Source organism: Jannaschia helgolandensis (genome assembly GCF_900109285.1).
In the GTDB taxonomy this organism is placed as follows: Bacteria; Pseudomonadota; Alphaproteobacteria; order Rhodobacterales; family Rhodobacteraceae; genus Jannaschia; species Jannaschia helgolandensis.
In genome coordinates, this window is sequence record NZ_FNZQ01000003.1 from 275111 (window position 1) to 290582 (window position 15472).

Here is a 15472-nt window from a genome sequence, read left to right on the forward strand (position 1 = left end):
GAAAGTCTGACATGACCGCTCCGCTTATCGTCATTGCCGCTGGCGGCACAGGGGGGCACATGTTCCCGGCACAGTCGCTGGCCGAAGAAATGCTCAGGCGCAGGTGGCGGGTCAAGCTTTCGACCGATGACCGGGGCGCGCGTTATGCGGGCGGCTTCCCCGGCGATGTCGAGATCGAAGTCGTGCCTGCCGCGACATTCGCGCGCGGCGACCTGATGACCAAGGTGCGGGTGCCGTTCAAGCTGGCTTCCGGTGTGATGCGCGCCATGCGCGGCTTCCGACAGGATCGCCCGTCGCTGGTTGCCGGATTTGGCGGCTATCCGGCCATCCCGGCGATGGCGGCGGCGGTCCTGATGAAGCTGCCGCGCCTGTTGCATGAACAAAACGGCGTGTTGGGGCGTGTGAATCAGATATTCGCAACGCGCGTCGATGCCGTCGCCTGCGGCACCTGGCCTACGAACCTGCCCGACGGCGTGGAGGGTATTCACACCGGCAATCCCGTACGCGCGGCGATCCTGGCCCGCGCGGGTGCGGCGTATATCCCGCCCGGCGATTATCCGATGACCGTTCTGGTTCTGGGCGGCAGTCAGGGCGCGCGCATCCTGTCGGACGTCGTGCCCGAGGCCCTGTCGCTCATGCCCGTCGACATTCGCAGACATCTCCGCGTATCGCATCAGGCCCGTCCGGAAGATCAGGACCGCGTTGTCATGGCCTACGATCAGGCCGGGATAGATGCGGATGTCCGCACCTTTTTCGATGACGTTCCGACCCGGCTGGCGGATGCGCAACTGCTGATCGCGCGGTCCGGTGCCTCGACAGTAGCGGACGTCAGCGTGATTGGCCGCCCGTCGATCTTCGTGCCTCTGGCCACTGCGATCCGCGACGAACAGACCGCAAACGCGCACGCGCTGGCCGAGGCGGGCGCCGCCATCCTGATCCCCGAGCGGAAACTGACGCCCGAAAGTCTGGCCGAACAGGCCAATCTGATCTTGTCGAACCCCGACGGCGCGTTGCAGATGCACCGCGCGGCCATGTCCGTCGCCGTGCCCGATGCGGTGCGGCGGCTGGCCGACCTGGCCGAATATACTGCGAGCAAGAATTTATGAATGCGACCAAGCTGCCTACCCAGATGGGCACGATCCACTTCGTCGGCATCGGTGGCATCGGCATGTCCGGAATTGCCGAAATGCTGCTGTCCCATGGGTATTCGGTGCAGGGATCGGACCAGAAGGTATCGCAGATCACCGACCGGCTTGCAGGTCTTGGCGTCCGCATCTTCGAAGGGCAACGGGCGGAAAACATCGAGGATGCGGAGGTCATGGTGATCTCCTCGGCCATCAAGCCGGGCAACCCCGAACTCGATGCGGCCCGCGCACGGGGCATGCCTGTCGTGCGCCGCGCCGAGATGCTGGCTGAATTGATGCGGATGAAATCCAACATCGCGGTCGCGGGCACGCACGGCAAGACGACCACCACCACGATGGTCGCGGCCCTGCTGGACGCGGGCAAGCTGGACCCGACCGTCATCAACGGTGGCATCATCCATGCCTATGGCTCGAACGCCCGGATGGGGCAGGGCGAATGGATGGTGGTCGAAGCGGACGAGAGCGATGGCACCTTCAACCGCTTGCCCGCGACCATCGCCATCGTCACCAACATCGACCCTGAACATATGGAGCACTGGGGCACGATCGAGGCGCTGCGGCAGGGGTTCTCTGATTTCGTGTCCAATATTCCCTTCTATGGTGCCGCCATCTGTTGCACCGATCACCCCGAAGTGCGGGCACTTGTCGGCCGCGTTACAGATCGAAGGATCATCACGTTCGGCTTCAATGCGCAGGCGGACGTTCGCGCGGTCAACCTGAAGTACAAGGCGGGTGTCGCGCATTTCGATATCCAGTTGCAGGCCGAGGAGACGGTGATTGAAGGCTGCAAGTTGCCGATGCCGGGCGACCACAACGTGTCGAACGCCCTGTCCGCCGTGGCCGTCGCGCGCGAACTTGGTGTGCCAAAGGACGTCATTCGCGAGGGCTTGGCCAGCTTTGGCGGGGTCAATCGCCGCTTCACCCGTGTGGGCGAATGGAACGGTGTGCCGATCATCGACGACTATGGTCATCACCCCGTAGAAATCGCCGCCGTGCTGAAAGCTGCGCGGCAGTCCATCGGCGACACCGGACGCGTCATCGCCATCCATCAGCCGCACCGCTATTCGCGTCTGGCAAGCCTCTTCGACGATTTCTGCGGCTGTTTCGCAGACGCCGACGTGGTTGGCATCGCCGACATCTATGCTGCGGGCGAAGACCCGATCGAAGGCGCCGGCCGCGACGATCTGGTCGCGGGCCTGATCCGCACCGGCCACCGGCACGCCCGCGCCGTCACCAGCGAGGACGATCTGGAGCGGCTGGTCCGCGAACAGGCACGCGACGGCGACATCGTCGTCTGCCTTGGAGCGGGAACGATTTCGGCCTGGGCCAGTGCGCTGCCGGGGCGTTTGAACGGCTGAGGTCGGGCGAGGGCCAGCCCTCGCGCTCCCGGGGTATTTTCGGAAACAGGAAGGAAAGACCATGGCCCTGATCGCACTTTGCCTCTGGGTCGTGGTGGCCTGGGTTCTGATGGTCACGCTGACCGCCAGGCAAAGCTGGCCCGCAGCCTATGGCCTGATCGCTGTCGGCCTGCCGCTGGCGATCTGGCTGGGCTGGTCCATGGGGTGGCTCTGGGCGCTGTTGGGCGTGACGGTGATGGCTCTGGTCCTGCGGTGGCCACTGCGGTATTTTGGCCGCTGGCTAAAGGGATTGGTGCAATGAAATTACCAGAAGTGCGTGGCGCTCTGACCCTGGACCGCCCGCTGGCCGATCTGACCTGGCTGCGCGTCGGCGGACCTGCGGATGCGCTGTTCCAGCCCGCCGATCTGGACGATCTCAGCGCGTTTCTTGCGGCACTGCCGAGCGATGTGCCGGTCTTCCCCATGGGCGTCGGGTCGAACCTGATCGTGCGCGATGGCGGCCTGCGCGCCGTCGTCGTCCGACTGGGACGGGGATTTAACGCAATCGAGATCGACGGCGACCGCATCCACGCCGGGGCCGCCGCACTGGACGCGCATGTCGCGCGCAAGGCGGCGCAGGCTGGGCTGGACCTGACGTTCCTGCGAACCATTCCCGGCAGTATCGGGGGCGCGGTCAAGATGAATGCGGGCTGCTACGGCAGCTATGTCGCCGACCATCTGGTCGAGGTGCAGGCGGTCGCGCGAACCGGCGAAATCGTCACGATCCCCGCCGCCGATCTGGGCTTTGCCTATCGCAGCAGCACGATCTCCGAGGACATGATCGTCACCCGCGCCACGTTCCGGGCAGGTGCAGGCGCGCCCGAGGCGCTGGACGCGAAGATGGCCGAGCAACTGGCGAAGCGCGACGCGACCCAGCCGACCCGGGACCGCAGCGCCGGCAGCACCTTCCGCAACCCCGCAGGGCATAGCAGCACAGGACGCGCCGACGACACCCATGACCTGAAAGCGTGGAAGGTGATCGATGACGCTGGCATGCGTGGCGCGACGCTGGGCGGGGCGGTCATGTCGCCGAAACACCCGAACTTTCTGGTCAATCAGGGCGGCGCGACAGCAGCAGATCTTGAAGGACTTGGCGAAGAGGTGCGGAAAAAGGTTTTCGACGCCAGTGGATTGACGCTAGAGTGGGAAATAATGAGAGTTGGCGACAATCTCTCATAGCGGGTCGAAGAACCCGTGGACCCCGAAAGCCCGTCAGAGGCTGGGGTAAAAAGAAGGCCAGGGCGATACGACCCCGGCACGAGGCGCAGGATATCGGGTATGTCGGGCAGGACACCCCAGCACATCGTCGTCCTTATGGGCGGCCCTTCGGCAGAACGTGAGGTTTCCCTCTCGACGGCACGCGGCTGTGCGGAGGCCATGCGGGGCGAAGGGTATGACGTGACCGAACTGGATGCGGGCGCGGATCTCGTTGCCCGCCTGCAACAGATTGCCCCGGATGTCGTGTTCAACGCGCTGCACGGTCGCTGGGGCGAAGATGGCTGTGTGCAGGGCATTCTGGAATGGATGCGGTTGCCGTATACGCATTCCGGCGTGCTGGCCTCGGCCACGGCAATGGACAAGGCGCGCAGCAAGGATGTCTACCGCGCGGCGGGCCTGCCTGTGATGCAAAGCCGCATCGTCTTGCGCGCCGACGCCGCAGCGGATCATGTCCTGCCGACGCCCTATGTGATCAAGCCGAACAACGAAGGCTCATCCGTGGGTATATATATCGTGAAAGAGGGCGATGCCCCTGTCGCGCTGCCCGACACGATGCCGGAAACTATCATGGTCGAAACCTATGCGCCGGGGCGTGAGCTGACCTGCACCGTGCTGGGCGCGCCGGGCCGCGAGCGGGCGCTGCCTGTGACGGAAATCCACATGGACGGCTGGTACGATTACGAAGCGAAATACGCCCCTGGCGGCAGCCGCCATACCGTGCCCGCCAACCTGCCCGCCGATATCACCGCCGCATGCCGCAGCTTTGCGTTGCGCGCGCATGCGGCGCTGGGGTGCCGGTCGATCAGTCGCACGGATTTCCGCTGGGATGACGCGCGTGGGATCGATGGCCTGATCCTGCTCGAGACGAACACCCAGCCCGGCATGACGCCCACGTCCCTGTCGCCCGAACAGGCGGCGCAGGACGGAATCACATTCGGCATGCTGTGCCGCGAACTTGTCGAGGATGCGTCATGCGACAGATAGACCCCGCTTTCACGGGCCAGCCCACAAACAGCAAGGCTCACAAGGCCGTCGACCCGGCCCCCACCCGCTGGCAATACCGGATGGAGCGGCTGTGGCTGACGCCGATGTTCAGGGCGATGATCCGAACCGGCATTCCCAGCTTCGGCTTCGTGTTTCTGTTTACCTGGTACATCAATGACCCGGTCCGCATCGCCGCGATGATCGACTGGTATGAGGGCGCGGTCAGTGCCGTCCAGGACCGACCGGAATTCATGGTCTCCCTGTTGCGGATCGAAGGGGCCAGCGAGGATCTTCAGGACGATATTCAGGAAGCGTTGCCCATCGACCTGCCTTTGTCGCAGTTCCGGTTGGATATGGGCGAGCTGCGGTCGCTGCTGGTCGATCTGGACCCCGTGCTGGACGCCGAGGTGCGGGTCAAGTCGGGCGGTGTCCTGCTGCTCAGGGTGACGGAACGCACACCCGCCGTCGCATGGAGCTATGATGATGGGATCGAAATTCTGGATGCAACGGGACAGCGCGTCGCCACGTTATCGGACATCGAATCTGCTGGTGGGCTGCCCCTGATCGCGGGGGAAGGTGCAGAGAAAAATGTCCCCGAAGCCTTGACCCTGATCGCTGCCGCATCGCCCATCAATGACCGTTTGATCGGCCTGGCCCGTATCGGCAATCGCCGCTGGGATGTTGTGCTGACCGGCGATCAGCGCATCGCGTTGCCCGAAGATGCCCCCGCCGCCGCGCTCGACCGTGCGCTGGCGATGAATGCCGCCAAGGATGTCCTGGCCCGTGACGTTCGCGTCGTGGACCTGCGGCTTCCGGGGCGCCCGATCCTGCGCCTGAGTCAGCCTGCAAGGGCCGAATTGAAGCGCCTGCAGGATCTGGAACGATTGTCACTGGTCAATACCGAGGGAACCCAATGAGCCGATTGTTCCATGCCCAACGCGCCATGCGGCGCAAACGTCAGGCCGCGCTGCAGCGGGGGGTTGTCGCGATCCTTGACGTCGGCACCTACAAGACTGCCTGCCTCGTCTTGCGGTTCGAGGAAAACACACCGCAAGGCGAAGGCGTCGGCCATATGGCGGGGCAGTCCAACTTCCGCGTGATCGGTGCGACGACCACCCGGTCGCGGGGCATCCGGCATGGCGAAGTCGACGCGATGCCCGAAACCGAACGCGCTATCCGGACCGCCGTGCAGGGCGCACAGAAGATGGCGAACGTCCGCGTCGATCATGTCATCGCCTGCTTTTCGGGGGGGCGTCCGACGTCCTGGCCGCTGGCGGGAGAGGTGATGCTCGAATCCGGTCCGTGCGGCGTGCACGACGTCGCCCGTGTCCTGTCATCCATCGACACGCCTGACATCGGTCCGGGGCGTGAAGTGCTGCACGCGCAGCCGGTCAACTTCGGCATCGACCACCGCACCACCCTGCGCGACCCGCGCGGCCAGACCGGCGAAATGCTGCGCGCCGATATGCACCTGCTATCCGTCGATGCCCACGCGATCGAGAACCTGCTGACCTGCATCCATCGCTGCGATCTGGAACTGGCGGGGTTGGCGTCCGCGCCCTATGCCGCCGCAACCTCCGCGCTGGTCGAGGATGAGAAGGAACTGGGCGCGGCCTGCATCGACATGGGGGCTGGCACCACCGGCATCTCGATCTTCATGCGCAAGCACATGGTCTTCGCAGACACGATCCCCTTTGGCGGGGCGAATGTGACGTCGGACATATCGCAAGGCCTGCGCATTCCCACTGGCACCGCCGAAATGATCAAGACCCGCTATGGCGGTGTTGTCGCCACCGGCATGGACGACCGCGAATTGATCGCGCTGGAGGCGGACACCGGCGACTGGCACCACGACCGCCGCTCCGTCACCCGGACCGAGTTGATCGGCATCATCCGCCCGCGGGTCGAGGAAATTCTGGAAGACGCCCGTGCCCGTCTGGATGCCGCGGGTTTCGGCGATCTGCCGTCGCAGCGCATCGTGTTGACAGGCGGCGCGTCGCAAATTCCCGGTCTCGACGGATTGGCCGCGCGCATCCTTGGCAACCAGGTCCGGCTGGGCCGCCCCCTGAGGGTTCATGGCCTTCCCGAAGCGGCCAAGGGCCCGGCATTCGCGGCCTGCGTCGGCCTGTGTATGCAGGGTGCCGAGCCGCAGGACGAGTTCTGGGATTTCGACGCCACGTCCGAACGCACCTCGGGTCGGTCGTTGCGTCGCGCGGTCCGCTGGTTCAAGGACAATTGGTGAGTCTTCCAGGCAACACTATTTCGACCGTTCCGCAGGGAAAACCGCACGGATGGAAGGGCAAAAAAGCCGCAATCAGCAGAAATTGCCCACCGATTTCTTTTTGGGGTGACGTCGGGGATCAGCTTCGCTAACTTGGGGCAAAAATAAGGCAACCGTCCAGAAAGACGGAACTCCAAATGGCCTGAGGCAGGGCCGGCAATACAGGCGGACAGAGCTATGACACTGAATCTCACAATGCCCGGCGGCCAGACCACGGAACACGATCTGCGCCCGCGCATCACCGTGTTCGGTGTTGGCGGGGCAGGCGGCAATGCCGTCAACAACATGATCCAGAAAGATCTGGAAGGCGTTGAATTCGTCGTCGCCAACACCGACGCGCAGGCGCTGCAACAGAATCACGCCCCGTCGCGGATCCAGCTTGGCGCCCGCGTCACCGAAGGTCTGGGTGCCGGTGCGCGCCCACAGGTCGGCGCGTCCGCCGCCGAAGAAACCATCGAGGAAATCGTCGACCGTCTGGCCGGCGCGCATATGTGCTTCATCACTGCCGGTATGGGCGGCGGCACCGGAACCGGAGCTGCCCCGATCATCGCGCAGGCCGCGCGTGAATTGGGCATCCTGACCGTCGGCGTCGTCACCAAGCCCTTCCAGTTCGAAGGCAGCAAGCGGATGCGTCAGGCCGAGGAGGGCGTCGAGGCCCTGCAGAAAGTCGTCGATACCCTTATCATCATTCCAAACCAGAACCTGTTCCGCCTTGCCAATGAGAAGACGACCTTCACCGAGGCGTTCTCGATGGCCGACGACGTGCTCTACCAGGGCGTCAAGGGTGTGACCGACCTGATGGTCCGTCCGGGCATGATCAACCTCGACTTCGCCGATGTCCGTTCGGTGATGGACGAGATGGGCAAGGCCATGATGGGCACCGGCGAGGCCGAGGGCGAAGATCGCGCCGTCGAAGCCGCCGAAAAGGCCATCGCCAACCCGCTGCTGGACGAGCTGTCGCTGTCGGGAGCCAAGGGTGTTCTGATCAACATCACCGGCGGTCACGACCTGACCCTGTTCGAAATGGACGAAGCCGCCAATCGTATCCGCAAGGAAGTGGACGAGGACGCGAATATCATCGTCGGTTCGACGCTTGACCCGGCCATGGAAGGTATCATGCGCGTGTCGGTCGTCGCCACGGGCATCGACGCATCATCGGCGATGGACGCCACTCCGATGCCGCGCCGTCGCATGGCGACCGAACAGGGTTCTCCGGTCGAAGTTCCCGCCGCTGCGCCGCTTGCCGCCGCGGCTCCTGCGCCGCAGCCCGAGCCGGTTGCCAAGGCGCCCGCCGCCCCTTCGGAGCCGAATTTCTTCGACGCCATCGATCAGCACGAGGCTGAAGAAGCCGCGTCTGCCGACAGTTTCTTCGGTCATGGCGCCGCGCCTGATGATGACCTGCCGGCCCCGGCCTATACGCCTGCGCCCGCCGCGCCGGTCCATCACGCCGCCGAGCCCGAACAGGCCAGCTTCACCGCGCCGCGCCCGACCGGTGCCCCTTCGCCCGAAGCGATGGATCGCCTGCGCGCAGCCGTGCTGAACGGTGAACGCCGCTCAACCGCGCCTGCGCCCGCCACGCATGGCGATGCAGGTGCGCGTTTCGGCATCGGATCGCTGATCAACCGGATGACCGGCACCGCCGCCGATACTCCGGTCCAGCGCCCGGCCGCAGCCGCTCCGGCCCCTCAATCCCGGCCACAACCCGAGCCCGAGGACGAGCGTATCGAGATCCCGGCCTTCCTGCGTCGTCAGGCAAACTAGTCTCCTCCAAAGACCCAAGACCTGAAACGGCGGCCCCTCCGGGTCGCCGTTTTTACCTTGAATGCGGCATCTTTCAGGCAGTGGTCGATCACAAATCATCCGCATCAGATGGCTGGAACCTGTACTTTTGTTCCTTCAACTAACTGTATAAAAATATAATTTCAGGACGTAGGCAGTTTTTTGCCACTCTTGTTGCGGCCCTGTTTCACGCCGTAACCACCGTTGAATTGCCGGGACAGGCCTGTCTGCTTATCTCACCATTGAAGAAGTGTCCGTGAGTGGCGCGATCATTGAATGAAACGGGCAAGCATATGCAAACGACAATCAAAAGCATCGTCCGTTTTGCCGGAACCGGCCTGCACCAGGGCCGTCCCGCGCGCCTGTCGATTCATCCCGCTCCTGCCAATCACGGCATCTGGTTCCGCCGCACCGACATCGAAGGCAACGCGATGATCGCCGCGCGCCACGATGCGGTCGAGTTGTCGCCGCTCTGCACGTTGCTGGTGAACGAGGCGGGCGTCTCCGTCTCGACAGTCGAGCATGTGATGGCCGCATTGTCCGGCTGCGGCGTCCTGAACGCCATCCTTGAGATCGACGGCCCCGAGGTTCCGATCCTTGACGGGTCCGCCGCCGAATTCGTTCGCGCGATTCTCAAGACCGGCGTACGTCGTCTGGATGCACCCGTCCACGCCATCGAGATTCTGCGTCGCGTTCATGTTTCCGACGGGACTGCCAGCGCGACCCTGACACCGGCCGATGAACTCGAAATCGATTTCTCGATTGATTTCGTCGACGCCGCCATCGGCCAGCAGCACAAGGTTCTGCGTCTGTCGAACGGGACGTTCGTACGCGAGCTTTGTGACAGCCGCACATTTTGCAGCCAGTCGGACGTCGATGCGATGCGGGCCGCGGGCAAGGCTCTTGGCGGCAGCTTGTCGAACGCCGTGGTCGTCGATGGCGCACGCGTACTCAACCCCGAAGGCCTGCGTCATATTGACGAGGCCGTGCGCCACAAGATGCTGGATGCCTTGGGCGATCTTGCGCTGGCCGGTGCGCCCATCCTGGGTCGTTATACCGGCATTCGCGCGGGCCATGCAGTGACGAACAAACTGCTTCGGGCCCTGTTCGCGGACCCTCTGGCCTATCGTATCCGCACGTTGTCGGCAACGGAATGCCGTCTTCTGCCGGGGGCCGGACTGGAGCGTGATGTGTTCTCGCACATCTGACGTCTGTTTTCGCCGTTGCGGTGCTTCACAGGCCGGGGTCGCTGGACTATGGTGCGGCAAGGCCCTGAACGGGCATGGGCAGGGAATTGGACGCATGACCGCACGGCATTTGCTTCGCATAGGGAAATCCTTGGCGACATTGACGCTTTTGGGATTTCTTGGGGCCTGTGGCGGGGCGAACGATACTCTGGTTCTCGAAGACACTGCCCCCGAGACAATATATCAGCGCGCTGAGCTCAAGCTTGCATCGGGTGATCCCGACGATGCCGCCGTTCTTTTCGCCGAGATCGAGCGGCTCTACCCCTATTCCGATTTCGCCAAGCGCGGCCTGATCATGCAGGCGTTTTCCTATTACAAGGACCGCGACTACGAGAATGCGCGCGCTGCCGCCCAGCGGTTCATCGATTTCTATCCGGCGGACGAAGATGCGGCCTATGCGCAATATCTTCTGGCGCTCAGCTACTATGACCAGATTGATCAAGTCGGTCGCGACCAGGGCCTGACCTTCCAGGCGCTGCAATCGCTGCGCACCGTGATCGAGCAATATCCCGACAGCGAATATGCCCGTTCATCGATCCTCAAGTTCGATCTGGCTTTCGACCACCTGGCCGCGAAAGAGATGGAAATCGGGCGCTATTACCTCAAGCGTGGCCACTACCCTGCGGCGATCAACAGGTTTCGCACCGTGGTCGAAGAGTTTCAGACCACCACCCATACCCCCGAAGCACTGATGCGGCTGGTTGAAGCCTATCTTTCGCTGGGCTTGACCGACGAAGCACAAACCGCCGCGGCGATACTTGGCTATAACTTCCAGTCCTCGCCGTTTTATGACGATGCCTACCGTCAGTTGACGGGCCGCGGTCTTGCGCCCGAAGCCAAGGGCACAAGCTGGCTGCGCGACATTTATCGTCGCACAGTTCAGGGCCGCTGGCTGTAACCTCGGATGCGCAACCTGCGCGCCACTGGTGGTTCGCTAATTCTGCGCGCTAGATAGCCGGATGCTCCGCACACTCGATATCCGCGATCTGCTTATCATCGACCACCTCGCGTTGGAATTTCACGCGGGGCTGAACGTGCTGACCGGCGAAACCGGTGCGGGCAAGTCGATTCTGCTCGATTCTCTCGGCTTCGTTCTGGGCTGGCGGGGGAGGGCCGAGCTGGTGCGACAGGGGGCCGATCAGGGCGAGGTCTCCGCCAGTTTCGACCTGCCAGCCGGTCACGCCGCCCGCGCGGTTCTGGCCGATCATTCCATCCCTGCCGAGGATGGTGAATTGCTGCTGCGCCGTATCAATACGCGGGACGGACGCAAAACCGCCTGGGTCAACGGTATCCGCGTCACCGGCGAGGTGCTGCGCGCGTTGTCCGATACCCTGCTGGAATTGCACGGCCAACATGACGATCGTGGGCTGCTGGACGTGCGCGGTCACCGCGCGCTGCTGGACGCATTCGCCGGGTCGGACCTGTCTCCGGTATCGCGCGCGTGGTCCAGCCTCAGCCTTGCCCGCCGGACGCTCAAACTGGCCGAAGCCCGCCGCGACGAGGCCCGCGCCGAGGAGGATTTCCTGCGCCATGCGGTCGCGGAATTCGATGCCCTGGATCCACAAGCCGGAGAGGAGGCCGACCTCGACGCCCGCCGCCGTCTGATGCAGGGCGCAGAGAAAATACGTGCCGACGTCGCCCGCGCCCTGCAGGCGATCGGGCCGCAGGGGGCCGAAGGTCAGATGATTGATGCAACCCGCTGGCTCGAGGGCGCGGCGGACAGGGCAGGTGACACGATCAACCCTGCCATCGACGCGCTGAACCGCGCCATGGTCGAGTTGTCCGACGTACAGGCCGGGGTCGAATCCTGCCTGGATGCGCTCAGCTTCAACCCGTATGAGCTGGAGGAGACGGAGGAGCGGCTGTTCGCCATCCGCGCGCTGGCCCGCAAGCACGGCCGGCAACCCGACGATTTGCCCGCATTTGCCGCCGAGTTGCGCGAAAGGCTGGCCCTGCTGGATGCATCCGAAGGTGCGCTGCCGAAATTGCAGGCCGAGGCGGACGCGGCGCAAAAGGCGTACGACACCGCCGCCGCCGCCCTCACCGCTACGCGCACAAAGGCGGCCAAATCGCTGGACCGCGCGATGGCAGAAGAGCTCGCCCCGCTCAAGATGGACCGTGCAACCTTCACGACGATCGTCACCCCCGCCACGCCCGGCCCCGACGGGGCCGACGGGGTCGCCTTCGAGGTTGCCACCAATCCCGGTGCGCCTTCCGGCCCGCTTAACAAGATCGCATCGGGCGGCGAACTCAGCCGCTTTTTGCTGGCCCTGAAGGTCTGCCTGACCGGCGGCGACCGCACCCTGACGCTGATTTTCGACGAGATCGACCGCGGCGTCGGAGGAGCCACAGCGGACGCGGTTGGCCGCCGCCTGAAGACGCTGGCCGACGGTGGTCAGGTCCTCGTCGTGACGCATTCTCCGCAGGTTGCCGCCTTCGGCGCGCATCACTGGCGGGTCGAGAAATCTATCGCCAAAGACATTACCACCTCGACCGTCGTCCCGGTTGCTGAAACCGACCGCGTCGACGAAATCGCCCGCATGCTGGCCGGTGACACGATTACAGACGCGGCCCGTGGCGCGGCGCAGGCTCTGTTGGATGCGGCTGCCTGAACGCCTAGAGCAACCAGAGCGCCGCCAACCCCAGAAACGCGAAAAACCCGACGATATCCGTCACTGTGGTCACGAAAGCGCCGGACGCCAGTGCCGGGTCGATTCCGACCTTTTCCAGCACGACCGGTATACCCACGCCCGCCAGCCCGGCAACGATCATGTTGATGACCATCGCCACCGCGATCACCGCCCCCAGCATCAGCGAGTCGAACCAGATAATGCCCACGACGGACATGATCGCCGCGAAGGCCAGCCCGTTGATCGCGCCCGCCATCACTTCGCGCCGGATGATCCGCCAGACGTTCGCCCCGGTCAGGTCGCGCGTCGCAAGCGCGCGCACCGCCACGGTCAGCGATTGTGTGCCCGCATTGCCGCCCATCGACGCCACGATCGGCATGAGAACGGCCAGCGCGACGATCTGGGTCAGTACCGCCTCGAATTGCGAAATCACCATCGACGCCAGGATTGCCGTCACCAGGTTGACCGCCAGCCACGGAAACCGTCGCCGCACCACGCCCAGCGTCTTGTTGGACAGCGATTCTTCGGCGTCCACACCGGCCAGCCGCAGGATGTCCTCCTCGGCTTCCTCGTCCAGAATCCGGATCGCGTCGTCGATGGTGATGACCCCCAGAAGACGGTCGTCAGCATCCGTTACGGCGGCGGAAATCAGGTGATACTGATTAAAGGCATAGGCGACTTCGCTTTCCGGGTCGGTCACCTCGAAGGTGCGGAAGCTTTCCTCCTCGATGTCCGACAGCGGCACCTCGCGCGCCGTCGACAACAGCTTGCCCAGCGTCACATGCCCAACGGGGCGCATCCGCGGATCGACCAGAATGACATGATAGAACTGCTCGGGCAGATCCTCGGCGGTTCGCAGATGGTCGATGGCCTGTCCGACGTTCCAGAACGAGGGCGCGACGACCACCTCGCGCTGCATCAGACGACCGGCGGAATATTCGGGGTAGGTCAGCGCCTGTTCGACCGCCACCCGGTCGATATCGGTCAGCGCACCAAGGATCGCGCCCGCCTGCGTCTGATCGTCCAGGTTCTCGATCAGGTCGACGACGTCGTCGGTGTCCAGCTCCCGGACCGCGTCGGCGACATCCTCGGCGGGCAGCGCTGCAAGGATTTCCTCGCGCAGCGACTCGTCCAGTTCCGACAGGATTTCGCCGTCGATATTACCGGACCACAGCTCGATCAGGGTGGCGCGTTCCAGCTCGGTGATCTGTTCCAGAATGTCGGCGATATCGGCGCCGTGCAGCGGCTCCAGAAGGTCATCCAGCGCCATGGAATCGCGCTCGTCCAGCGCGGTGCGCACCAGTTTCAGGCGCGGTTGATCCAGCTCGATTTCATCGTCGATCTCATCATCGATCTGCAGGTCCGGCTCGGCCATGCGCTGTCTCCCCGTGCTGTTGCTGTGGGGATAGCGCGCCTGCAGAGTAAGGGGTAGCGGGGATTTTGCCGTGCAGGTAGGCAGGGGCATGACATCTCTGATCCTCGGCCAGACGCTGGCCTTCACTGCAGATCCCTTTGCGACCGATCTAACCGATGCGGTTGTCCATCACAGGCATGGTGCCGTTGCGGTGGAGGATGGACGCATCGTGGCAACCGGCCCCGCAGACCGGTTGCGCGCCGACTATCCCGGTGCGAAGGTCACGGATCACGGTCAGAACCTGATCCTGCCGGGCTTCGTCGATGCCCATGTCCATTATCCGCAAACCGCGATCATCGCTTCCTGGGGCAAGCGGCTGATCGACTGGCTCAACACCTATACCTTCCCCGAGGAGGCGCGGTTTGGCGACCCCGCCTATGCCGGTGAGATTGCCAACCGCTACCTCGATCTGGCGCTCGCGCACGGCACGACATCCGCCTGCAGCTTCGCCACGATCCACCCCGCCAGCGTCGATGCAGTCTTCGAGGCCGCGGCCACACGCGATATGGCCATCTGGGCGGGCAAGACCTGCATGGATCGCAATGCCCCGGACACCCTGCGCGACACGGCGCAATCGGCCTATGACGACAGCGCCGCCTTGCTGTCGAAATGGCATGGGGCAGGGCGCGCACGTTATGTCATCACGCCGCGCTTTGCGCCGACGTCCACGCCCGACCAGCTCTCGGCATTGGGCGCGCTCTGGTCCGAAAACCCGGATTGCATGATGCAAACGCACCTGAGCGAACAGACCGATGAAATCGCCTGGGTCCGCGACCTGTTTCCCGACGCGCGCGATTACCTCGATACCTACGAGACGCATGGTTTGCTGGGCGAACGCGGTCTCTACGGGCACTCCATCCACCTGACGGATCGCGAAAAAGATCGACTGTCCGACGTCGGTGCCGCCGTAATCCACTGCCCGACGTCCAATACGTTCATCGGGTCGGGCCTGTTCGACATGGGGATGACGGCGCGGATGCGCGTCGGACTTGCCACCGATACCGGCGGCGGCAGCAGCTTTTCGATGTTGCGCACCATGGCCGCCGCCTACGAAGTCGCGCAACTACGCGGCACCGCCCTGCACCCGGCACAGCTTCTGTATCTGGCGACCGAAGGGTCGGCGCGCGCCTTGATGGCCGATGACATCGGACGACTGACGCCCGGCGCGATGGCAGATCTTGTCGTCCTCGACCTGGCCTCGACCGACGCCATCGCACAACGACAGGCGCAGGCCGACGATCTCTGGGAAGCAGTGTTCCCGACCATCATGATGGGCGACGACCGTGCCGTCGCGCAGACCTATGTTGCGGGCAGACCGATGAAATCCGGTCTGTCACGGTCCGGCTAGCCGGGGACGGACGGTTCGCCGCCCGCGCC

At 64.2% G+C, this 15472-nt stretch carries 13 protein-coding genes; 12 read left to right on the forward strand and 1 reads right to left on the reverse strand.

What is annotated here, in order from left to right:
* Positions 1-11: 11 nt before the first annotated feature.
* The 11 genes from BMY38_RS10335 to recN all read left to right on the forward strand — a co-directional run bounded on the left by BMY38_RS10335 (position 12) and on the right by recN (position 12663).
* A complete protein-coding gene (locus BMY38_RS10335) occupies positions 12-1106 on the forward strand; it encodes a UDP-N-acetylglucosamine--N-acetylmuramyl-(pentapeptide) pyrophosphoryl-undecaprenol N-acetylglucosamine transferase (RefSeq protein WP_092762512.1) in 1095 nt (364 codons plus the stop codon).
* Positions 1103-2503: a UDP-N-acetylmuramate--L-alanine ligase gene (murC, locus tag BMY38_RS10340; RefSeq protein ID WP_092762514.1), complete on the forward strand. Its 1401-nt coding sequence runs from the start codon at positions 1103-1105 to the stop codon at positions 2501-2503. The genes BMY38_RS10335 and murC overlap by 4 nt, the downstream gene beginning before the upstream one ends.
* A 61-nt stretch (positions 2504-2564) precedes the next feature.
* A complete protein-coding gene (locus BMY38_RS10345) occupies positions 2565-2804 on the forward strand; it encodes a DUF2484 family protein (RefSeq protein WP_092762516.1) in 240 nt (79 codons plus the stop codon).
* Entirely contained in the window at positions 2801-3721 is a 921-nt protein-coding gene (murB, locus tag BMY38_RS10350) for a UDP-N-acetylmuramate dehydrogenase (RefSeq protein WP_092762518.1), read from the forward strand. The genes BMY38_RS10345 and murB overlap by 4 nt, the downstream gene beginning before the upstream one ends.
* Positions 3722-3820: 99 nt before the next feature.
* Positions 3821-4744 carry a D-alanine--D-alanine ligase gene (locus BMY38_RS10355; RefSeq protein ID WP_092762519.1) on the forward strand — a complete coding sequence of 308 codons (924 nt, stop codon included), beginning with the start codon at positions 3821-3823 and terminating at the stop codon, positions 4742-4744.
* Positions 4732-5661, forward strand: a complete 930-nt coding sequence (locus tag BMY38_RS10360) for a cell division protein FtsQ/DivIB (RefSeq protein ID WP_092762521.1) — start codon at positions 4732-4734, stop codon at positions 5659-5661. Before BMY38_RS10355 ends, BMY38_RS10360 begins: the two co-directional genes overlap by 13 nt.
* A complete protein-coding gene (ftsA, locus tag BMY38_RS10365; RefSeq protein WP_092762523.1) occupies positions 5658-6986 on the forward strand; it encodes a cell division protein FtsA in 1329 nt (442 codons plus the stop codon). The genes BMY38_RS10360 and ftsA overlap by 4 nt, the downstream gene beginning before the upstream one ends.
* Before the next feature lie 216 nt (positions 6987-7202).
* Positions 7203-8786, forward strand: a complete 1584-nt coding sequence (ftsZ, locus tag BMY38_RS10370; protein ID WP_092762525.1) for a cell division protein FtsZ — start codon at positions 7203-7205, stop codon at positions 8784-8786.
* Positions 8787-9097: 311 nt separating this feature from the next.
* Positions 9098-10012, forward strand: coding sequence for a UDP-3-O-acyl-N-acetylglucosamine deacetylase (lpxC, locus tag BMY38_RS10375; protein WP_092762527.1), 915 nt, complete (start codon positions 9098-9100; stop codon positions 10010-10012).
* Between the two features lie 94 nt (positions 10013-10106).
* Positions 10107-10949: an outer membrane protein assembly factor BamD gene (locus tag BMY38_RS10380; RefSeq protein ID WP_092762529.1), complete on the forward strand. Its 843-nt coding sequence runs from the start codon at positions 10107-10109 to the stop codon at positions 10947-10949.
* A gap of 61 nt (positions 10950-11010) precedes the next feature.
* Positions 11011-12663, forward strand: coding sequence for a DNA repair protein RecN (recN, locus tag BMY38_RS10385; protein ID WP_092762531.1), 1653 nt, complete (start codon positions 11011-11013; stop codon positions 12661-12663).
* A 4-nt stretch (positions 12664-12667) separates the two neighbouring features.
* On the opposite strand, the gene mgtE is transcribed toward recN, so the two are convergent.
* On the reverse strand, positions 12668-14056 hold the full coding sequence (gene mgtE / locus BMY38_RS10390; protein WP_092762533.1) for a magnesium transporter: 1389 nt from the start codon (positions 14054-14056) through the stop codon (positions 12668-12670).
* Positions 14057-14144: 88 nt separating this feature from the next.
* On the opposite strand from mgtE, the gene guaD reads away from it, so the two are divergent.
* Positions 14145-15443: a guanine deaminase gene (guaD, locus tag BMY38_RS10395; protein ID WP_092762535.1), complete on the forward strand. Its 1299-nt coding sequence runs from the start codon at positions 14145-14147 to the stop codon at positions 15441-15443.
* The last annotated feature ends 29 nt before the right edge of the window (positions 15444-15472 follow it).